The organism is Nitrospirillum iridis, assembly GCF_014205765.1.
Taxonomy (GTDB): Bacteria; Pseudomonadota; Alphaproteobacteria; order Azospirillales; family Azospirillaceae; genus Nitrospirillum; species Nitrospirillum iridis.
Genome location: NZ_JACIIZ010000018.1, coordinates 39,541 through 59,686, shown reverse-complemented (window position 1 = coordinate 59,686; position 20,146 = coordinate 39,541). Strand labels below are relative to the sequence as shown.

Sequence of the window (20,146 nt, the reverse complement as noted above, 5' to 3'; positions counted from 1 at the left end):
ATGGAAAACCTGCGCTACGAACTCAGCACGACGACGCCCGCCGGGGGAACCCGCGCCGTGGCCCTGGTGGGTGTCGTCGCCTCCGGCAATCTTGAGGTGTTGCTTGAGCGGGGGGAGGCGCCCGACCGCTGCGTCATCGACATCGCCACCCCGGCCCACGGCTTCGCCGACCTGTGGCAGGCGGTGACGGCCGACTTCGCCGCGCGCTCCGCCGCGGGCGGCCTGCGCATCACCGTGAATGACGGCGGCGCCCGGCCGGACACGGTAGCGTTGCGCCTGGCCCAGGGCGTGCGCCTGATGGAGAAACCGGAATGACCAGCCCCACCCCCCTGCCCCGAAGCTGGTACGAGGAATCGGCCCGGGGCCGCCTGGCCCATCTGCTCGACGCCGGCAGCTTCACCGAATTCCTCGGGCCGGAGCGGCGGGAACTGAGCCCGCACCTCGCCCTGTTCAATCTTCCGCGCCAGTTTGATGACGGCATCATCGTCGGCGCCGGCGCGCTGGCGGGGAAGCCCGTTCTGGTGGCGGCCCAGGAAGGGCGGTTCATGGGTGGGGCCATCGGTGAGGTGCACGGCGCCAAACTGACGGGCCTGCTGCACGCCGCCCGCCAGCTGAAGCGCGACGTGGTCATCCTGTTCGACACCGGTGGGGTGCGCCTGCAGGAAGCCAACGCCGGCGAACTGGCCATTTCCGAGATCATCCGCGCCACCCTGGACGCCCGCGCCGAAGGGGTGCGCATGGTCGGGCTGCTGGGTGGCCGCGCCGGTTGCTACGGCGGCGGCAGCCTGATCGCCGGCTGCTGTTCGGCGCTGGTCATCTCCGAGCAGGGGCGGCTCTCCGTCTCCGGACCGGAAGTCATCGAGACCAACAAGGGCGTGGAGGAGTTCGACTCCCGGGACCGGGCGCTGGTCTGGCGCACCATGGGGGGCAAGCACCGCTATCTGATAGGCGGCGTCGATCTCTTCGTCGGCGACGATGTCGCCGCCTTCCGGGCCGGGGCCGTCGCGGCGCTGGAACGCCCTGCCCTCTTGGACCCTGCGGCGCTCGCATCAGAGCAGGGGCGGCTGGAGCGCCGCCTGGCGCGCTTCGGCGACGCCACCGACGGCACGGAAGTTTGGGCCCGGCTGGGCCTTCCCCATCCCGCCGCCCTGCCGGACCTGGACACCAGCGCCTTCCTGACCCTCGCGAACACCCAACGGGAGAGCGCCGATGCGGCCCGCTGACATCCTCTCCTCGCTTTTCCCGGCTGGCCATCAGGTCGGGGAAGCGGGCGGCCTACTCTCCGGCACCGGGCGACTTGACCCGCAAACCGTGGTCGACATCGTCGGCATCACCGGCAAGACCTATCCCGGTGTCGACGAGGCCCTGGCGCTCGCCGGGCGCATCCTCGCCATCGCGGAGCGGCCGGACCCGGCACCCCTGCTGTTCCTGGTCGATTCCGGCAGCCAGAGGATGAGCCGCCGCGACGAATTGATGGGCCTCAGCGAAACGTTGGCCCATTTGGCGAAAGCGTTATGGCAGGCGGAGCGGGCGGGACACCGCACGATCGGGCTGCTGTATGGTGGCAGCGCCGCTGGCGCCTTCATCGCCACCGCCCTGGCCTGCGGCTCATTGGTCGCCTTGCCCGGCGCCTGGCCAGAGGTCATGGACCTGCCGTCGATGGCGCGGGTGACCAAACTGTCGGTGGAGGTGTTGACGGAGAAGGCGGGGACCACGCCGGTCTTCGCGCCGGGCCTGGACAATCTGTTCGCCACCGGCGCGATCGCCGAGATCTGGGATCCGGCGCGGCCGCTGAGCGATCAGCTCAAGGCGTTGCTGGCCACCCCCGCCACCGCCGATGGGCGGGCGGAGCTGGGCCGGGAGCGGGGCGGCCGGCTGAAGGCCGCCACAATCGCGCAGGAGGTGGAACGACTGGCGCTGGCCCATGGTTGACCTTGCCGCGCCACGGCGCCACGACCTCGCCCACCTGTCGCCCGATGCCTGGCGCAGCCAGGTGACGGGCCTGGTGGAGGACGTGTTCGACTGGGCGGATTTGGGGCGGCCGGTCATCTTCCGCCAACGCCTCTGCGCCGACCCGGAGGGATCCGTGCCCTTGGGCCTGCCCCTGCCGCCCGGCATGGGGCGCAAGCGGCTGAGCCTGTCCTGCCCGGCTGGCGCCGTGACACGGGTGACGCCACCGCCGCTGGTGCGCGACGCCCGGCCCGTAGCGCCCGCCCCCTGGCAGCCGGCGATCGACGCCCTGCTGGAGGCGGAGCCGTCCTGCCGGTGCTTCGGCAGCCTTGCCTGGCAGCACCTGACCGGGCTGTCCTATCTGACCCCCACGTCGGACCTGGATCTGCTGATCCCCTGCTCCTCCCGCACGGACGCGATCCGGAAGACAGGGATGCTGGGAGAGATCGCCGCCCAGGCGCCGATGCGCCTGGACGCGGAATTGGTGTCCCCGGCGGGGGCCGCGGTGCAGTGGCGGGAGTGGCTGTCGGACGCCCCGCAGCTACTGGTCAAAACCCTGGCCGGCCCTGTCCTGGTCCCCCGGGAGGACCTGTTCCCATGACCCCGCCGCATGGAACGCTGGCACAGCCCGCCCCCTCCCCTTTCCTCCAGGCCGACGATCGGACCTCCGCCCGGTGGATCGGCCACCAGGCGACCCGGGCCTTGATCCTGGAAGTGGAAACCTGGCCGAAACCCGGCTTGGTCAGCCATATCGACAGTGGTGCCCACCAGGACATGGACGCCGCCCTGTTGCGCCTCAGCGCCCACACGCTGGAACCATTCTTCGTCGCCTTGGCGGAAGCCGGGGCGGCCGACGCGGGCATGGACCGGCTACGGCTGATCGGGCAGGAGGCGGAGGGGGCGATGCGTCGCGCCACCGGGGGTGTGAACACCCACCGCGGCGCGATCTTCGGGCTGGGCCTGCTGGCGGCGGCGGCCGGGCTGGCCATGGCCTGCGCCTGGCGGCAGCCCCTGGGCCGCCTGATCGCCACGCGCTGGGGCGGGGAAATAACCGCCAAGCCGCAGGAGTCCGACAGCCATGGTGGCGTCGTCGCCCGGCGCTACCGCGTGGGCGGCGCCCGCGAGGAGGCGGCCGCCGGCATGCCATCCGTCTATGATGTCGCCCGGCCGGCCCTGGCCGATGGACGCCGCCTGGCGGCGGGCGACGAGGAAGCAGCCCGCGTGCAAGCCTGCATGGCCCTGATCGCCGCCGTGGACGACAGCAACCTGCTGTACCGCGGCGGGATCGGGGGGCTGGAGTTCGCCCGGGGGGAGGCAAGTCGCTTCCTGCGGGACGGCGGGGTTGGACGCCGGCAGTGGCGATGGGACGCCAAGTCCGTGCATGAGGCGTTCGTGGCCCGGAACCTCAGCCCCGGGGGATGCGCTGACCTGCTCGCCATGGCGCTTTTCACGGAGGCGCTGGAAACGTGAGCCTCGCGCTGCTTTGTTCCGGCCAGGGCCGGCAGGATCGCGACAGCTTCAGCCTGCTGGCGGACGCGCCGGCGGCGGTGCCGGCCTTCGCCGCCGCCGCCGCCATCCTCGGCGACCACCCGGCGAATTTCTGCCGGACGGCCCCCATCGCCACGCTGCACGCCAACCGCGAGGGGCAGATCCTCTGTGTGACCCGCGCCCTGGCCGCCGCCGCCGCCTTGTTCCCGAACGGCGTGCCGGCGGACACCATTGTGGCGGGCTATAGCGTCGGCGAGATGGCGGCCTGGGGCATCGCCGGTGTATGGCCACCGGCGGAAACCCTGAGGCTGGTCGATCACCGGGCCAGAAGCATGGATGTCGCGGGCGGACCGGATGACCAGCTGGCCTACGTGCGCGGCTTGCCCCGCGGAACGGTGGAGCGGCTGGCCGAACGTTTCGGCTGCGCCATCGCCATCGTCAACCCCGACCGGCTGTTCATTGTCGGCGGCCCCCGGTCGGCGGCGGAGGCGTTGTGCGCGGCGGCCCTGCGGGAAGGTGCCGCGCGCGCCGCGCCGATGGCCGTGCACGTCGCCTCGCACACGCCGCGCCTGGCCGGCGCGGTGGCGCCCTTCGCCGCCGCCCTCGCGGCGATCCCCACCCAGCGCCCCACCCTTCGCCTCATGACCGCCAGCGGCGCCACCCTGGTAAGCCGTCCCCAACAAGCCCTGGCCGGGTTGGCCGGGCAGGTGGCGGAGACCATAGACTGGGCGGAGCTGCTGGAAGCCCTGGGTGAGCGTGGGGTGACCCGGATCCTGGAATTGGGGCCCGGCCGCGCCCTGGCGGACATGGCGGCGGCGGTCCTGCCCATCGCCGAGGTCCGCGCCCTGGATGACTTCCGCGGCCTCGCCGGCGCACGTGCCTGGCTCACCGCTTGAACCAGCACGCCCAGGATCACTGCGTGGCCGCGTGATCCGCCGTCAAGGACAGGGTCGCCCTGTGATCCGCCGCGATGGCCAGCAGCGCCTTGGCGGCGGCCTTCCGGACATCGCCCGTGCACAGCGCCTGGTCGATATGCGCCTCGAAATCACGATGAAGGCGGACCACCTGGCCATCCTGGGACCAGTGGCTGGCATAGGTCAGGGTGTCGGTGGTGATGGTCGCGTCCTTGGGAAGGCTGGCCAGGTGGTAACCCTGGGGAAGTTCCAGCGACAGATCCTCGGCCGTGCGCCCGGTATAGCAGGGCGTCGGCTCCGTATCCTTCATCCGGGGAAGGGCCAGCAGCCCCATAAGGAAATTCCCGACGGGATTGAACAGGCGCAATCCGCCCGGCATGGCGAACCCCGCGCCGGAAAGCCGCTCTGGCATGGGGTCGGCGGCGAACCGGCCGGTGACGCTGTAGTTGGGCCCCGGATCCGTTGGCGCGCTGGCCATGGTGAAACCGCCCGTGCCGGGTGTTCCCAGCGCCTGCAACTGGGCGGTCGCCGCCTGTTCTGACCCCTGGGCCTGTATCCCTTGCGCCATCTGGCGCAGGATGACGGAGAAGGGACCTGTGGCCGTGGTGACCGTTTCGCCGGATAGGGCGCCGTCGACCCCAAGTTTCGCGGTGGTGGAAACCTGGGTGCCGCTGCCGGCGGCCAGCACCGGCACCTGGCGCAGGGCGTGGCCGGCGGTGGTGGCATGCACCACCGGCTTGCCATATTCCGGGAAGGGCAGGACGCCGAACGGGGCCACGCCAGCGGTGGTGTCGACGTACAGCTTGAACTCGGGCAGCCAGGTGATGGCGTGGTTGAGCGGCAGCAGCGACGGATGCTTGGGCAGGGTGTAGCCCTTGCTGCCGTTGATCAGCACCACCTCACTGGCGATCCCCTTGGCCTTCAGCAAGGCCCCGAACAGGACGGCGTGGTCCTTGCAGTCGCCGTAGCCGTTGGTCAGCACGGCGTCGGCGGCATGGGGAATGACGCTGCCCTGGCCCAGTTCCAGGCCGACATACCGGATGTGGCTGGCCACCCAGGCATAAATCAGCTCCGCCTGCTGGCGCCGGTCGGTGACGCCGGCGGTGATGCTGTCCGCCTGTTCCTGGATTTTGGGCGTCACCTCCTCCGCCGGGGCGGACAGCTTGGCGTAGGCGGCGGCGAAGCTGTCGTAATCCTTGAAGGTGGTGGCGAAGTACCGGGGATTGCGGTCCGTCGGCGCCAGCAGGGCGATGTCCTCGGCCAGGGGCGTCAGGTTGGCATGGCGCCAGCGGTACAGGACGCGGTCGCCCTGTTCCTCCTGGCTGAGGGTCATGCCCTCGGCATCCAGGTACAAGGGCATGCCCTTGGGCAGCGACAGGCTGCCATGGGCGTCCCGGATGGTCACCGTGGTGCTGAAGAAGGAGCCGTGCAGGACCTCCCCAGGAAAGAAGGGCTTCTTCAACTGCCGGCGCACCGTGGCGACGATGGTGTCGCCGCCTGCCAGATCGGGGAAGATCAGGACCTTCTGCCGCTGGTCGTTGTACATCGGGATGTTGGGCGACCCGTGGGGCAGTTGCGCCTGGATGGCCGTCACGTCTATGGGCAGCTTACGGCCATCCGGCTTCAGGGTGTACGCCTCATCAATGTCCAAGGCCTCCATCGCCTCGCTGTAAGACAGCGGGAATTGGCCGATGGCGTGGGCGGCGGCGTCCGTCTTGGCCAGGATCTCGAAATGATCGGTGGCGACGAAGGTGCCATCCTTCTGCACCACGATGTCCTCGGTGGAGAGGACCGTCTCGATGGGCAGGTCCGCACCCTGGGCCGCCGACCAGCAGGGAACGAGGACCGTGGCGGCCAGAAGGGCGCGCGAAAAGGCGCGATGGGATTTGAAGCCAACCGAGAAAAGGCCGCCATCAAGCGACCGAGGAGCGCAAATCATTCGGGAAAATTCCTTTCTGGAGCCATACGCAATCCACAAACCGCTCCCAAAAGCAGGCGTGTCATTAGAGCAAAAAAAATTATTTAAAACATACGCTGCTACTATAATTTTTATATTTGCCGATAAGGCATTTGAATAACATGAACATAAAGTCAATAAATATGCGCCTTTTATTCAATAAACATTTTTATTTTTGTATAGAAAATCCAACATCATAAATGTTGTTAGATTTGCGAAAACAACCATAAAGAACCAATAGTCAATAATTCTTAGAGTCAACCCCACATACCCGCTTGTTTTATAACTGAAAAACCGCACCATCGACTGTATAGAGTTGCAAAAAAAATGAAATCTGCCAGATACCAGCCATGAGATCTATTAACTTTTAAATCGCCGCCTTTATTTACGGTCAGATATAAGCCGTCATAATATTTTAATCTATATAACATTGAAGCAAAACAAACTGCTGTTGCAAAAGATGCCATGAATATTAAATAGACGCTATCGTCATATTTCATTATTATTCCAAATATAACAAATGGAATGCAATTAATTAATATGAGATTTTTACACACATCTACAGAAAGACGCTCACCAGCAACGATGAAACTAACATCTATATACTTTGATATGACGCCGTAAAATAGCGCCCTCGGAAAAAAGTAGATCATTCCTGATTTTGCACCGTTTGAAATTGTAAACATTCTGATCCTTTACGCTGGCATATTTGACGGGCCGGTCAGATAACCAGACAATCAAATATATCTTTAATCTTCGTTCGCTAGACCCATCGATTCATAGAAATTACCGCCCCTGTAGCTGCCACCGTCGCCGAATATATCAACCAGCCCCGACCCGATTCCGCCTAAGTTCAATGACGGAAGCGGCAGCGCTCGATAGACTCTTCTCGGCGGTGGCACCAAAGAGGCACCAACAGCGCCGTCCCTTAAATATAAATCATGGTTCTGCAACATTATTTAATGCGAGATAAATTTCTTATAATAAATTAAAAATATACAGCGCATAACCGGCGCAAAAAATCGCATATATACAGCAAATATATTTTATATTTTTTTCGGAAAGTTTATTTCTATAAACAACGTAAAATAAAGAAACGAACAAAAATGCCAAAAAATCAGAAGCAATAATTAAAAATCCTTTTCTATAATAAATTTGCGACACCGTAGTCGCTATCGACAGAAAAATTGCGGAAATGGCCAGAACGTTGAACGAGATAGACATGGACCGGGACATGATACCTCCTGTCGAATTTTTAAAACTTCAAGTGGCACTGCCCGCGTACGCGGGCAGTGCTCCTGCTTAGCGCGTATCAAGCTCCATCAACATAGCCAGGGCTAAATTCCGGAGCCGGGGTAAAAGAATGTGAGTGGTCTTCATCTATAGCGCCAGCATATGATGCCAAGACGCCAGCGCCAGCGATAAAAAATCCTGGAATATTTCCGGTCGCGATAGACAATAGCATACCGGCCGCAGCCGCCGCTCCGCTTAGCGTGTTCTTCGCAGCGCCAGCACCACTACCGGCAGAAACCATGTCGACTTCTTGCACATCTAAGGTTCTGATCATATCATTCAACTTCGATGTTGTGATATTTCATAACGCCCATTTTCAGTTATGAAAACGCCCCCCTTCATTGTTAAAATCTATCTATCGGTGAATAGCTCGCAACGGGTCGAGCACCCAGTCGATGAAGTGCCGGCGGTCGGTGACGACGTCGCCGGTCAAGGTCATGCCGGAGGTCAGCGGCCGGTCCTCGCCATAGGCGGTGACGCTGGTGCGCTCCAGGCTCACGGTCACCCGGTACACCGGGTCCTTGTAGGGGATGGGCGCCAGCAGTTCGCCCTCGCGGTATGTCGCGTGGCTGACCTGCACCACCCGGCCCCGCACCGCGCCGAAGCGCTGGTAGGGGAAGGCGTCCACCCGCAGGCGCACCTCCTGCCCCGGCTGGATCAGGCCGGCCGCCCGCGACGGCACCAGCAGGTTGGCCTCCAGGTCGCTGCCCGCCGGCACCAGGGCCGCCAGCGGCGATTGCGCCGTGGCCGTCTGCCCGGGCTGCGCCTGCATGGCCGCAACCCGCCCCGCCACCGGCGCCGCCATGACGTAGCCCCGGTTCACCTCCAGTTGCGCCAGCGACTGCTCCAGCTCGCTGCGGGCACTGCGCAACTGGGCCAGCTTGTCCGCCCGCTCCGCCGGCAGGGTGGCCAGTTGCGATTGTGTGTCGCGTAGGTCGCCCTGGCGCGCCTCCCGCTGCCGCTCCAACTCCTGGATCGATCCTTCCTGCGCCAGCACCTGTTGCTTGCGCCGCGACAGTTCCAGCCGCGTGCCGTTGCCCTTGGCCTCCAGCTCGGCATAGCGGGTCACGTCGTCCCGTTGCAGCACCTGCAGGTCCCGCTCCGACACCAGGCGCTGGTCCAGGCTGGACAGCTCCTCCGCGATGCCCTTGAGCCGCGCGGCCAGGCGCCGGCCCTCCTCGGCGTAGCGCGCCTCCGCCGCCCCGATCTGCGCGTCGGTCTCGCGGATGCGGGTCTGGGTTTCCAGCCGCAGCTTCTCCCCCACTGGGCCGTCCGCCCCAGCCGTCTCCAGCGACAGCGCCACCAGCGGCTGGCCCTGGGCCACCACATCGCCCTCGTGCGCCAGCACCGCCGTCACGATGCCGCCCTTGCTGGCGTAGACCTGCGCCAGGCCACCGGTGGGCGCGACATAGCCCTGCACCGTCTCCGTCTTGGCGTAGGTGCCGGTCACCAGGTATGTCGCCGCCGCCACGGTGAACAGGCTCAGCACCGCCGTCATCACCCCGTGACTCACCGGCTGGACGATGATGACCTCGCCCCACAGGCGACGGCGGCCATTCTCGACCACCTCGGGGCGGAACAGGCCGGCGGTCATGGCACGGCCTCCAGCGTCCCGACCGGGGACGGAACCAGGTGCGGCGGCTGGCTCGCCACCTCCCGCACCAATTCCCGCACCTGCCCGCCCTCCACCGCGAACAGCCGGTCAGCACCCTCGATGGCCGTGGGCCGGTGCGCCACCACCACCCGGGTGATGGCGAGATTGGCGAAAGCCTGCATGATGCGGCGCTCCGCCAGCATGTCCAGATTGGCCGCGCCCTCGTCAAGGAACAGGATGCTGGGCCGCCGGTAGAGGGCACGGGCCAGCAGCACCCGCTGTTGCTGGCCACCCGACAGGGTGGATCCCAGATCGCCCACCAGGGTCATGTAGCCCATGGGCATGCGCACGATCTCATCATGGATGGCCGCCAGCTTGGCCACCTCCTCCACCCGCTCCAGATCCAGGTCGGGATCGAAGAAGGCGATGTTGTCGGCGATGGTGCCGGCGAACAGCTGGTCGTCCTGCATGACCACGCCGATGCGCTCACGGTAGGCGCGCAGGCCGAAGGCGTTGAGCGGCAGGCCGTCGACCAGCACCTCCCCCTCGTTGGGCGGGTACAGGCCCATCAGCAGCTTCAGCAGGGTGGACTTGCCCCCGCCCGAGGGGCCGACGAAGGCCACGAACTGCCCCGGTTCTATGGACAGGGCCACATCCTTCAGCACCCAGGGCTCATGCTCGGCGTAACGGAAGCTGAGGTTGCGCAGGGCCAGGGCGCCCGCCAGCGGCCGCTCCTCCCGCACCTCGGCATCCAGACCCGCTTCCGGGTCCTGATGCACGGCATCAGCCAGGCGTTCCAGGTGCAGTCCCAGCATGCGGAACTTGAAGAACTGGTTCACCAGCGACAGGGCTGCATTGGAGAACTGGCCCCGGTAGGACTGGAAGGCCATCAGCATACCCAGGGTCATCTCCCCGGCGATGACCGCCTTGGCGCCCAGGTAGAACACCAGCAGCGTCTCCGCCCCCGACAGGATGGATAGGCCGGCGCCGCCGTTCAGTCCCACCTTCTGCACCCGCACGCCGTTGTTCACGCTATCGGCGTAGGCGTTCTGCCACACGGCGTGGCGCTCCCGCTCCCGCCCGAATAGCTTGAACGCCCGAGCGCCCCGGACGGTCTCCAGGAACACGCCGTCCACCTTGGCCTGGTACTGGATGCCCTCGTTGGCCAGGCGCCTCAGCCAGGGGAAGGTGCCCAGCCGCACCCCGATCAGCAGCGCCAGCGAGGCGATGACGATGCCGGTCAGCACCGGCGCGTAGAGCACCATCACCACCAGGGTGATCAGGGCCATCACCCCGTCCAGCGCCACGGAGATGATGCCGCCGGCCAGCAAGTCCTGCACGGGCTGCAAAGAGCTGAAGCGGGAGAGGATGTCGCCCAGGCGCCGCTTCTCGAACCACGGCACCGGCAGGCGCAGGGCGTGGCGCAGCAGGTTGCCCCGCATCTGGAAGGTCAGCAGCGTGCCGAAGTGCATCTGCACATAGCCACGCAGCAGCGTCGTGCCCGCCTGGATCAGCAGCAGCAGCGCGGCGCCGATGACGATGACGTTCAACAGGTCCAGATCGCCTTTGGCGATGGCGTCGTCCACGATCATCTGGTTGACCAGAGGCGAGACCAGGCCGAACAGTTCCAGCAGGGCCGACAGCGCCAGGATCTGCACCAGGCTGGGGATGAAGCCCGCCGCCTTGGACCACAGGTCGGCCAGGCGCACCCGCTCCACCACCTCCCGCTTCTGGAAGCTGGCCGCTGGGGTCAGCTCTAGCGCCACGCCGGTGAAATGCTTGGACACCTCGGCCTGCGTCAGACGGCGCAGGCCGCTGGCGGGATCGTGCACCTCCACCCAACGCGTCGTCACCCGGCTCAGCACCACATAGTGCGCCAGGTCCCAATGCAGCACGCAGGGGCGCTTCAGCTTGGGCAGATCGTCCAGCTCCAACCGCAAGGGCCGGCTGGTGAAGCCCAGGGCATCGGCGATGGCGATCAGGGTCTTGAGCGTCGTGCCCTTCAACGACACCGCATGCCGCCGCCGCAGCTCCGACAGCGTCACCCGGTGGCCGTGATACACCGCCACCATGGCCAGGCACGCCAAGCCACACTCCGCCGCCTCCGATTGCAGCACAGGCTCGACTTGGGAGCGACGATGAAGGGATGGCAACGGCACGGAAGAGCCCGACGAAGTGACACGATACGCTTCTCGCCCGCAACAATATTACGTTCCGGGCGCAGCAATCGGTCACATCGAACAACGATTATCGCAAATCAGTCAATTCTGCTTTGCTATTAATACGTTTATGGGCAATTTTGCGGATCTGAATACTGGCGTAGTGGAATGCTTTATCTTCAAAGGTTTAATATCCACGCCAATCCACACTAAATCGCATCCGTATGTGGATTCACGGATAGACGCGACAATCGACCGCATCCGAGCCATGGATTTTTGCATCAGATTTACCGAGTCGGAAGAAGGCACGCGGCGCGATCATAATCAGCTAGCATAAACCTCAGAATCACGAGCGTTAATTAACCGGACCACAGCCCGTTATGCCGCAATATTAAAATGAAACTTCCACCACCACATTATAGTGGCTGACTATGTACTGCCGCTGGCCGGGACCTCAGGGCCAAGCTTAAACATCAGCTGCGCGTCGGTCCCCACCCCGGAATCGAACAGGTTGCTGTCCGCCTCGGGCACCGTCGCGCTGCCCACCCCTACCGCCGGAGAAGACATCAGACTATTCAGCCCGCTCCTCGGCAACTCTAGGCGCTTCGATCACTAACCCACCCTCGCTATACAGTGACTGGCGGTACCGCGGGAGTGCCAGACAATAAGCGCCGGCGCTTCCCACCCGCGCCAGCGTGCGCACCTTGTCCTCAAGAAAAATAAAATGACGCGCGTCAAAATAAAGAAAACGGCTATTTGATTTCTGATTATTCGCGCCTATCTTATCTGGCAAGTTGTCGGCTGATCGTGGCGCGACAGTCATAAACAGGAAGCTATTATGTCCGATGCCCCTCTGGAATTGACGGCCACCATCGTCGCCGCCTATGTGTCCAAGAACACCTTGGCGCCCGCCGACCTGCCGGCTCTGCTCAAGACCATTTATCAGCAACTGACCACGCTGGGTCAGCCCGCCCCGGAAATCGAGGCGCCCGCCGCCCTGGTCCCGGCCGTCAGCGTCCGCCGCTCCGTCACCCCCGACCACATCGTCTGCCTGGAAGACGGCAAGAAGTTGAAGATGCTGAAGCGGCATCTGCGCACCGCCTACAACCTGTCCCCGGACGAATACCGGGCCAAGTGGGGCCTGCCCAGCGACTATCCCATGGTGGCGCCCAACTATGCCGCTCAGCGCTCCGATCTGGCCAAGTCCATCGGCTTGGGCAAACGCGCGGAACCCACCGCCGTTGAACCGGCGCCCGCCAAGGCGCGGCGCGGCCGCAAGGCGGCCTAAGGAAAGCGGGCGGGGCCTCATCTGCGGGGCCCCGTCCTGGTGGTTCACTCACCCGCCCTCTCCGCGACCAACACGGGTTTGGCGGACGTCGCCGCACGAAGCAAGGGCGGCGGCAAACCCTTGCCTGTTGATCGGCACGCAGATTGGACGGAACACCCGCTTTCACTCATATCGGTTGCGCGTCGAACCGCTTCTCCGGAAACGCTCTCTCGACCACTTCCAGGAAGGCGCGCACCTTGGCGCCGATCAGTCGGCGTGAACTTTGCAGCGCCCAGATCTCCACCGGCGGACCGGCATGGGTTCCCCAATAAGCAAGCCTGCCGGCGGCGATTTCTTCGGCAACAAGCAGCTTTGGCAGCAAGGCCGCACCAGCACCCGCGAGCACGGCATCGCGGACCATCAGGAGGGATGAGAGGCGGAGGATCGGGTCCGGCATCAGGACGATGTCAGCCTCTGCCCCTGCGCTCATCCGCCAGAGAGCCCCAGGCGGTGTCGCCGAGAGCAAAACGGCCCTCACCGCCAAGGCGTCGCCGTCCGCCCCGAGAATGGGGCGTGACATGCCGGGCGGCGCCACGATCAGACGTTCATCGTTGAGGAAGCGACGGCCAACAAGGCGCTCGTCCGGCGATGGGTCGATCCGGATGATCAGATCATAGCCGTCTTCAACCGGATCGACCTTACGGTCCTCGGCAACGATTTCGAGCTGGACTTCCGGATAAGCCAGAGCGAACCGCGCCGCGATCCGGGGAAGCGCCACATGCGCGAAGACGACCGGCGCACTGATCCGCAGCCTGCCTTTCGGCGTCGATGCGCCAAGGACGACCGCCTCTCCGGCCTCCGCGATTTCACTGAGCAGCCCGCGCGTGCGCTCATGAAGCGCCCGTCCTTCATCCGTCAGTCGCAGGCTCTGGGACCCGCGCTCGATCAACCGCACGCCGAGGCTCTGTTCGAGTTCGGCGACCCGCCGCGACAGCGTGGCCTTGGAGCGGCCGGAGACGCGGGCGGCGCGGCCGAACCCGCCATGGGCGGCGACAAGGTCGAAGTCGGACAATGCCTGAAGATCCATGCTGATGTTCCGTATTTGAGACAGGCTATCTTGATACTGGGGTCTGCCGCAAAATAGTGAAACGGGTATCTTGCTCCTCAAGCCATACGGCTCGCAAAATCATGAGGAGATTTCGACATGACCATTCTCGTTACAGGCAGCACGGGCACCATCGGGGCGCAGGTCCTGGCGCATCTTCAAGGTCACAGCACCGATATCCGCGCTCTGACGCGCTCGCCCGAGACGGCGCGGCTTCCCGCTGGCGTGACAGCGGTCCGCGGTGACCTCGCCGACCCGGATTCGGTGCGCGCGGCACTGCAGGGCGTCAGCACGCTGTTCCTGCTCGCCCCGAATGTCGCCGATGAACTGACACAGGCCATGCTGACGCTGGCGGTCGCCCGCGAGGCCGGCGTCAAAGGCATCGTCTATCTCTCGGTATTCGGCGGGGAGGCCTATGCCGACGTGCCGCATTTCGCGGGCAAGTACACGGTCGAGCACATGATCGAGGCGCTCGACCTGCCCGCGACGGTTCTGCGCCCCGCCTACTTCATCCAGAATGATCTTCGTCAGAAGGACGTGCTTCTGAAGGCGGGCGTCTATGGCGCGCCGATCGGCGCGAAGGGCGTCTCGATGGTCGATATCCGCGACATCGGCGAAGCCGCCGCGATCGAGCTACTTCGCCGTGAGCGGGCCGCCACGCCGCTTGGCCGCGAGACCTACGCCTTGGTCGGCCCGGACAGCCTGACCGGCAGCGACATCGCCAATATCTGGAGCGAAGCGCTCGGCCGCGACATCCGGTATGGCGGCGACGATCTCGTCGTGATGGAGCAGCGCATGAAAACCATGCTGCCCGCCTGGCACGCGCTCGACCTGCGCCTGATGTTCGCCCGTTATCAGGCGGATGGCGCGGTGGCGACCCCTGACGATATCGCGCACCTGACCAGGCTGCTCGGTCACGCCCCACGCTCTTATGCCGCCTTCGCCAGGGATGCCGCGACCCAGTGGGCGAAGGGCTGAGCCCACACCCTCCCCACTGAGCTGGTCCCGGCAAAGTGGACATGTCGTTAAGCTCCGGTTTTGTTCTCAGCCAACGCAGAGGACAGCAGAACCATCAGCAAGTCGACACGACGGAATCCGCCTACAACACCCAACGACCGCATCAGGGGCGGGCTTATCAGACCCCCGATGAGGTCTATTTCCGCCGCCCAGTGTGGACGGGGCTCGCCCCGTCCACACTGGCTGTGGCAGCTTGAGTAACCAGCAGGGCGCCATCCGAGTTAACGAACGGTCAAACCTGTCCGGCCAAGGGGGGCCAGCTCAATATGCGTAACGCAAACCGGAATTGGACGGCATTGCGTTCGTGCAAATCTGGAAAATGGCCGATGGAAGGACTTTGATCATGGACTTTACAAAGCACTACGTGAACGGCCAATGGGTTCAGCCGATAGAGCCGCGCCCCTTCCGGACGATTGATCCGGCAACCGAGGAAACGTCGGGCGAGATTCTACTGGGCGGAGCTGTGGACGTCGACCGCGCGGTCGCAGCCGCCAAATCTGCATTTCCTGCTTACTCCCAAACCACGGGCGCGGAACGCCAAGCGCTAATGGAGCGCATTCTCGAAGCTTACAACGCGCGTTTCGGTGAGATCGCGCAGGCCATCACGCGGGAGATGGGCGCTCCCGTTGCCATTGCGCGGGATCATCAAGCCGGCATCGGTGTCGGACACATCAGCGCCATGATCGAAGTGCTTGAGAAGTTCGCGTTCGAGGAAAAACGCGCCAGCGGCTTCCTCCGTTACGAAGCGGTGGGCGTGTGCGCCTTGATCACACCCTGGAACTGGCCAATCAATCAGGTGGCGGCGAAAGTCTTGCCGGCACTTGCGGCCGGTTGCACCATGGTGCTGAAGCCTTCCGAATTTTCAGCCTACAGCGCGATGGTCTGGGCGCAGGTCCTTGACGACGCTGGCGTTCCGGCAGGTGTCTTCAATCTCGTCAACGGATCAGGTGAGGATGTGGGCTCCCCCCTTGCGAGTCATCGCGATGTCGACATGGTATCGTTCACCGGGTCGACCCGGGCGGGTGTCAAAATCGCGCTGGCCAGCGCTCCCACGGTCAAGCGGGTGCATCAAGAGCTGGGCGGAAAGTCGCCATCCATCATCCTGGACGATGCTGATTTCGCGACCTCCATCGACGCCACGGTTCGCGTCCTGATGCTTAATTCAGGTCAGTCCTGCGACGCCCCGAGCAGACTGCTCGTGCCTGCCAAGCGTTTAGCCGAGGCGGAAAGGGTAGCACGTTCCACCGCCCAATCCATGCGGCTGGGTGATGTCAATTCCGAGGAAACTGAAATGGGGCCCGTGGTCTCGGCGATCCAGTACGGTCGCATCCAGGGCTATATCGAAAAGGGCATTTCCGAGGGAGCCGAGCTGATCGTCGGCGGCCTGGGGCGCCCAGCGGGAATCAAAAAGGGCTTTTATGTACAGCCCACGGTCTTCTCCAAAGTCCGGAACGATATGACTATTGCCCGCGAGGAGATTTTCGGCCCTGTACTCTCGATAATCCCCTACGACGACGAAGAAGACGCCGTCAGAATCGCCAATGACACACCTTATGGGTTGAGCGCCTATGTATGGTCAGGCGATCAGGAGCGGGCCCGACGCGTCGCCTGCCGTATCCGATCGGGACAGGTGGTCGTCAACGGCGGCCAACAGGACATGCATACCCCCTTCGGTGGCTTCAAGCAGTCTGGCAACGGCCGCGAATTCGGTGTATTCGGCCTTCATGACTACCTCGAAGTCAAGGCCGTCGTAGAGTGATTTCCAAGCCCTCTGGTGGCCCGGCAGCAGCCGAACCTCAGACGTAACCAGCGCGACGGAACCCTGATCTTCGACCTGGAGCGCCGCGGACGATCGCGCTGTTACCGGATCGCGAACCCGCGACCGTCCAGGCTTGGCTGGAATGCCTGCCCCAGGTCAGTACCGTCGCGCGGGATCGCGGCGGCGGCTGTGCGATCGCGACCGCCAAGGCGCTGCCAAACGCGCCCCAGGTCACCGATCGGCGGATCCGCGAGCGGCATCGCCCGATCGATGGTGAAAACAGCCTGAAAGCGCTTGACCCCAACAGGCCGAATAGAGAGAGCCCCGTTTGGACGTGAAAGTGGGTCCCCCTTCCACGCTTATTGACAATTACTGCGCCTGAAACGAGCAAAAATCACCATGCTTCGCTCTGGAGACGGCTCCCTCTCATGCAGGATTGGCGCAATTCGCGCGACGCTATCCCTGTTCGACGCCGATCAGGGCGCACATTTTTCCGCAGCGATCGACCTCCGACCGGACAAATCGCAATGCGCCATGTTTCGGCTGTAGGCGGCTTCGAATTCTTGCCATTCCCTCTGCCGTCGCTGGTGAGACCACTGCAGCAGAGTCCCCATCTCTTCCAACATCAAATCGAGGACTTCCTGGTCGAGATCACAACGGTCGGCTTCATTGAAAACCAAAGCGTCCCTAAGACCGCCCGAATTCAAAAGATAGTCCGCATAATTACAGACCATTTGATAATCGACATAATGCCTGATTTTTTCTTTGATGAAGTTCAAATCGCCGCGCGGATGATCGGGCCGATTTATGGCAAACCGTTCTTCATCCTCTACGGTTAGAAATTTCAACCGATGTGTCGTGGATTTTCCGAGCTGGCGATTCTGCTGTCGGAGTTCCTTTGCAATCAAATCCCCCAGGACCCGGCCGGCCCACCTGAATTCAGTCAATTTTACATTGATCAAATCAAACACCAATCCATCACCCGACCGATGTGGATTTATTTTAAACATTCGCGAGATATCTTTGACTGAAATCTCTCCTGGGCCGCTGGAGGCAAGAGGTCGCACGCCGCAAAAGACATTGAAAATATCTGATCGGGCGATTTTCCATTTATCGTCGACCAATTCGTTGTAGGAGTGCAAGAGTTCTTCGATTTCGTCTTCCTGAGGCAAGATTTCATCGGGGTCGGTATGCGCCCTGTCCGTCGTCGTACATTGGATGTACCAGATACCGTTTTGGAAGAACGGTCGGAGATAATGCTGACGCTCCGGGTTGAGCGGCACGAGCCCGACCTGGAGGCTCGGATTCGCCGACAGGCTTTCATGCAGGAAGCGGTTCGTCGCCTCCAGATGCGATCCTCTCGAATAGACGACAGTCTTTTTTCGATCCGGTTCGGCCCCCCGATTTCTCACTTGATCCAGCCAGGGACCTGAGGCGTTCGTAACCGTCCTCGCTTTGACCACAATCCTCTCCGGCAATTCAGCAGACTCGAATCGGCGGATCAAGGTAACGAGAAAATATCCGCCGCCTCGATCTGCGCACCATTCGTAGCGCTCGAGTTCGACATAACTCAGGGCACGGAGCGGATATTCTGGCGTCCCGCGAAAATAGGCGTCTCTAATCGCCTTGAGGACGAGAATTTTGTCGTTGCTGGCCTTGCCATCCCAGTACCGAATGGCACCGAGTATCTTGTTCAGCCCAAGATGCGGGAGCTTGCGGCGGACGGCCGCAACATCAATGAATAGCTCGACCCGGCCGAACCTGGCGATCGGTTTGGGCCATGCCCAGATCGTGGTGAGGAGCCCGTAAATCGAGATCCCGAAGAAAACGGCCCATTTCGATTCCGGACTATCGGGATAAACGAAGACGATATTGGGCATCGCTTCGACCGTGTCGCCGCAGGTCTCGATCAGCAGGTTTCTCTCGCGCGTTCCATACCAGACCAGCCGCAGATCCTGCCAGGCCGACCACATGTTCTGGGCAAAGCTCTGCTTGAGCTTCGGATCTTTCCGAAATTTGAACGCGAGGAGTATCCGGTGAAACCCCATCCTGAGATATCGAATGCCGGGATGGATGGCTTTTCCCGATTTGCTTGAGGTTTCGCCGCCGAAAGGGCCCCGATCGACCAGAATCGCGCGCGCATTGCCGCGGGACGCAAGATCTCTGAGGACGCCCGCGCCGGCCGCGCCGCCGCCGATAATGACCGTGTCGTAAAGGACGGGCGCTTCCTGTTCCGACTCACGGACGAGTTCCTGAAACTGACGGGCCACGTCCGACATTGCGAATGTTTGTTTTGCGCCGGGATTCGGCGGCGCCGATTGTGGGTGCTGCCTCACGACACGCGGCCTCCTCGCTCGATTCCGATAACACGATGGTGCGCGTCGCGCCGCGCGCGGAACGTGATTGCCCGCTCAGGCGGGAACGGCGGCATCGTCTCCCAGTCCCAGCATTGCGAAATCATGTAGCGGATGAACGCCATGAGATCTTCCCGACTGATCCCGCGCCTGCCGTGCCGCTGCTCGACCAGATGTTCCTGCGCCTCGCGCTCCTCCAGCACCCTGTCCAAGGATGGCCATTCGAACATCCAGAGCGCGTCCAATCGATCGAAGATCGTCCGCCATTCACGCAGATTCTCAGCGACCTTGCGCTTCAGCCCGACGGGCAGCCGCGTCGGATCGACCACCGCCTCGGCACCCGCGAACCACAAATCGAAGAGGAAGACGCCGACCTTACCGCGCACCTCGTAATAGCGATCCGCCCCGTCCGGTTGATCGTCGATCTTCTTGTCGAAATTTCCCATGCGGATGACCGAATCCTGATCACTCAGCTCCATCTCGATCAGGTTCCGCTCCAGCCATTCCCGGTCATGCGTTCCGGGCGGCGCCCGGTTCGAGAGGCCCGGTGTCCCGGGGTCGTATCCAAGCGCTCTCAGACCTTCACGGTCGCGCTTGCTCAAATACCAGTCGTCACCGCTTCGCGCGATCGCCTGTCCTTCGGTTTCAGGGTCGAGTAAATGGTTCAGCACGACCGCGAGCGCGTTCGCCAACACAGTCTTCCCGGCACCGGGGCTTCCGTTGAAGCCGATCACGAAGAGACCGCTCGCCCGGCGCCGCCTTTTTTCGCGCAGGATCCACTGCCCGAACGGAATGTATAATTGCCACAGGTCGACGCTCGGGTCGCCGCGCTCGGTACCATTTGGGAAATAGGCGTGCCACCAGACGAGGAACGGTCGCCAGAGCCGGCGTATGAGTTGAATGCGCTCCCGCAGGCTTTCCTGCACCGCCACGCGGTCCGCATCGGCAAGGAATGCCGATTGTATCGGATCAACAGCCATGGTGTTCGCCAGCATGCTCAGATCGTCGCCGCTCGGCTCCCGCCCCTCGGCGATCTCGCGCAAGACCTTGGAGAAATGCCGAGCCACCGCTTTCTGGTGCTGCGCCGACACAAACTCGAACCGCCGGGCGTCGGACCCTTGTAGGCGGCACAATACATCATAAGCGCGCTTCGACATCAGCATCAGCGGCGCTTTCAGGCTTTGGTCGCGTCCGCTCCAGTCCAAAATCTCTCGGACGACGCGATCATCCGCATTGACGTCTCCGATCTCACGTTCCTCGGCATGACCATCCAGAGCGATGACAGACAT

Annotated in this window: 16 protein-coding genes and 1 pseudogene; 10 read left to right on the top strand and 7 right to left on the bottom strand. The window is 63.3% G+C overall.

Features of this window, described 5'->3' with window-relative positions:
* The 6 genes from mdcC to FHS74_RS25565 are packed head-to-tail and all read left to right on the top strand — an operon-like array spanning position 1 to position 4,334.
* Positions 1-315: a malonate decarboxylase acyl carrier protein gene (mdcC, locus tag FHS74_RS25590; RefSeq protein ID WP_184807093.1), complete on the top strand. Its 315-nt coding sequence runs from the start codon at positions 1-3 to the stop codon at positions 313-315.
* Complete coding sequence (locus FHS74_RS25585) at positions 312-1,223, top strand: biotin-independent malonate decarboxylase subunit beta (RefSeq protein ID WP_184807092.1); 912 nt, start codon at positions 312-314, stop codon at positions 1,221-1,223. Before mdcC ends, FHS74_RS25585 begins: the two co-directional genes overlap by 4 nt.
* Positions 1,210-1,932, top strand: a complete 723-nt coding sequence (locus FHS74_RS25580) for a biotin-independent malonate decarboxylase subunit gamma (RefSeq protein ID WP_184807091.1) — start codon at positions 1,210-1,212, stop codon at positions 1,930-1,932. Before FHS74_RS25585 ends, FHS74_RS25580 begins: the two co-directional genes overlap by 14 nt.
* Positions 1,925-2,551 carry a malonate decarboxylase holo-[acyl-carrier-protein] synthase gene (gene mdcG / locus FHS74_RS25575; protein ID WP_184807090.1) on the top strand — a complete coding sequence of 209 codons (627 nt, stop codon included), beginning with the start codon at positions 1,925-1,927 and terminating at the stop codon, positions 2,549-2,551. The genes FHS74_RS25580 and mdcG overlap by 8 nt, the downstream gene beginning before the upstream one ends.
* Positions 2,548-3,420 carry a triphosphoribosyl-dephospho-CoA synthase MdcB gene (gene mdcB / locus FHS74_RS25570; RefSeq protein ID WP_184807089.1) on the top strand — a complete coding sequence of 291 codons (873 nt, stop codon included), beginning with the start codon at positions 2,548-2,550 and terminating at the stop codon, positions 3,418-3,420. The genes mdcG and mdcB overlap by 4 nt, the downstream gene beginning before the upstream one ends.
* Positions 3,417-4,334 (top strand): acyltransferase domain-containing protein, encoded by a 918-nt coding sequence (locus FHS74_RS25565; protein ID WP_184807088.1) that lies wholly within the window; start codon positions 3,417-3,419, stop codon positions 4,332-4,334. The genes mdcB and FHS74_RS25565 overlap by 4 nt, the downstream gene beginning before the upstream one ends.
* Before the next feature lie 16 nt (positions 4,335-4,350).
* Here FHS74_RS25565 and FHS74_RS25560 read toward each other — a convergent pair whose 3' ends face one another.
* From FHS74_RS25560 to FHS74_RS25545, 4 genes are all read right to left on the bottom strand, one after another.
* The gene (locus tag FHS74_RS25560) at positions 4,351-6,291 is read right to left on the bottom strand and encodes a DUF3857 domain-containing transglutaminase family protein (RefSeq protein WP_184807087.1); all 1,941 of its coding nucleotides are present in this window, start codon (positions 6,289-6,291) and stop codon (positions 4,351-4,353) included.
* Positions 6,292-6,566: 275 nt separating this feature from the next.
* A complete protein-coding gene (locus tag FHS74_RS25555) occupies positions 6,567-6,995 on the bottom strand; it encodes a hypothetical protein (protein ID WP_184807086.1) in 429 nt (142 codons plus the stop codon).
* Positions 6,996-7,957: 962 nt separating this feature from the next.
* Complete coding sequence (locus FHS74_RS25550; protein ID WP_184807085.1) at positions 7,958-9,196, bottom strand: HlyD family secretion protein; 1,239 nt, start codon at positions 9,194-9,196, stop codon at positions 7,958-7,960.
* Positions 9,193-11,313: an ABC transporter transmembrane domain-containing protein gene (locus FHS74_RS25545; protein ID WP_184807178.1), complete on the bottom strand. Its 2,121-nt coding sequence runs from the start codon at positions 11,311-11,313 to the stop codon at positions 9,193-9,195. Before FHS74_RS25545 ends, FHS74_RS25550 begins: the two co-directional genes overlap by 4 nt.
* Before the next feature lie 880 nt (positions 11,314-12,193).
* Between FHS74_RS25545 and FHS74_RS25540 the strand changes: the two genes are divergently transcribed.
* Entirely contained in the window at positions 12,194-12,643 is a 450-nt protein-coding gene (locus tag FHS74_RS25540) for a Ros/MucR family transcriptional regulator (protein WP_184807084.1), read from the top strand.
* 166 nt (positions 12,644-12,809) lie between these two features.
* Here the strand turns inward: FHS74_RS25540 and FHS74_RS25535 are convergent, their stop codons facing one another.
* Complete coding sequence (locus FHS74_RS25535) at positions 12,810-13,709, bottom strand: LysR family transcriptional regulator (RefSeq protein ID WP_184807083.1); 900 nt, start codon at positions 13,707-13,709, stop codon at positions 12,810-12,812.
* Between the two features lie 117 nt (positions 13,710-13,826).
* Between FHS74_RS25535 and FHS74_RS25530 the strand changes: the two genes are divergently transcribed.
* The 3 genes and pseudogenes from FHS74_RS25530 to FHS74_RS30640 form a co-directional block, all read left to right on the top strand.
* Positions 13,827-14,705: an NmrA/HSCARG family protein gene (locus FHS74_RS25530; RefSeq protein ID WP_184807082.1), complete on the top strand. Its 879-nt coding sequence runs from the start codon at positions 13,827-13,829 to the stop codon at positions 14,703-14,705.
* A 382-nt stretch (positions 14,706-15,087) separates the two neighbouring features.
* Positions 15,088-16,503: an aldehyde dehydrogenase family protein gene (locus tag FHS74_RS25525; protein ID WP_184807081.1), complete on the top strand. Its 1,416-nt coding sequence runs from the start codon at positions 15,088-15,090 to the stop codon at positions 16,501-16,503.
* 39 nt (positions 16,504-16,542) lie between these two features.
* A pseudogene (locus FHS74_RS30640) lies at positions 16,543-16,745 on the top strand (ISL3-like element ISMex26 family transposase); the annotation flags it as partial.
* A gap of 234 nt (positions 16,746-16,979) precedes the next feature.
* Here the strand turns inward: FHS74_RS30640 and FHS74_RS25520 are convergent.
* Together FHS74_RS25520 and FHS74_RS25515 are read right to left on the bottom strand one after the other, a co-directional pair.
* Complete coding sequence (locus tag FHS74_RS25520) at positions 16,980-18,839, bottom strand: FAD-dependent oxidoreductase (protein WP_211106551.1); 1,860 nt, start codon at positions 18,837-18,839, stop codon at positions 16,980-16,982.
* Positions 18,836-20,146 (bottom strand): kinase-like protein, encoded by a 1,311-nt coding sequence (locus FHS74_RS25515; RefSeq protein ID WP_184807080.1) that lies wholly within the window; start codon positions 20,144-20,146, stop codon positions 18,836-18,838. Before FHS74_RS25515 ends, FHS74_RS25520 begins: the two co-directional genes overlap by 4 nt.

Coding starts and splice junctions, on each gene's coding strand:
- FHS74_RS25580 (WP_184807091.1), top strand. CDS start 1,210: ATGCGGCCCGCTGACATCCTCTCCTCGCTTTTCCCGGCTGGCCATCAG.
- mdcB (WP_184807089.1), top strand. CDS start 2,548: ATGACCCCGCCGCATGGAACGCTGGCACAGCCCGCCCCCTCCCCTTTC.
- FHS74_RS25585 (WP_184807092.1), top strand. CDS start 312: ATGACCAGCCCCACCCCCCTGCCCCGAAGCTGGTACGAGGAATCGGCC.
- mdcC (WP_184807093.1), top strand. CDS start 1: ATGGAAAACCTGCGCTACGAACTCAGCACGACGACGCCCGCCGGGGGA.
- FHS74_RS25550 (WP_184807085.1), bottom strand. CDS start 9,196: ATGACCGCCGGCCTGTTCCGCCCCGAGGTGGTCGAGAATGGCCGCCGT.
- FHS74_RS25535 (WP_184807083.1), bottom strand. CDS start 13,709: ATGGATCTTCAGGCATTGTCCGACTTCGACCTTGTCGCCGCCCATGGC.
- FHS74_RS25555 (WP_184807086.1), bottom strand. CDS start 6,995: ATGTTTACAATTTCAAACGGTGCAAAATCAGGAATGATCTACTTTTTT.
- FHS74_RS25540 (WP_184807084.1), top strand. CDS start 12,194: ATGTCCGATGCCCCTCTGGAATTGACGGCCACCATCGTCGCCGCCTAT.
- FHS74_RS25515 (WP_184807080.1), bottom strand. CDS start 20,146: ATGTCTGTCATCGCTCTGGATGGTCATGCCGAGGAACGTGAGATCGGA.
- FHS74_RS25560 (WP_184807087.1), bottom strand. CDS start 6,291: ATGATTTGCGCTCCTCGGTCGCTTGATGGCGGCCTTTTCTCGGTTGGC.
- FHS74_RS25530 (WP_184807082.1), top strand. CDS start 13,827: ATGACCATTCTCGTTACAGGCAGCACGGGCACCATCGGGGCGCAGGTC.
- FHS74_RS25525 (WP_184807081.1), top strand. CDS start 15,088: ATGGACTTTACAAAGCACTACGTGAACGGCCAATGGGTTCAGCCGATA.
- mdcG (WP_184807090.1), top strand. CDS start 1,925: ATGGTTGACCTTGCCGCGCCACGGCGCCACGACCTCGCCCACCTGTCG.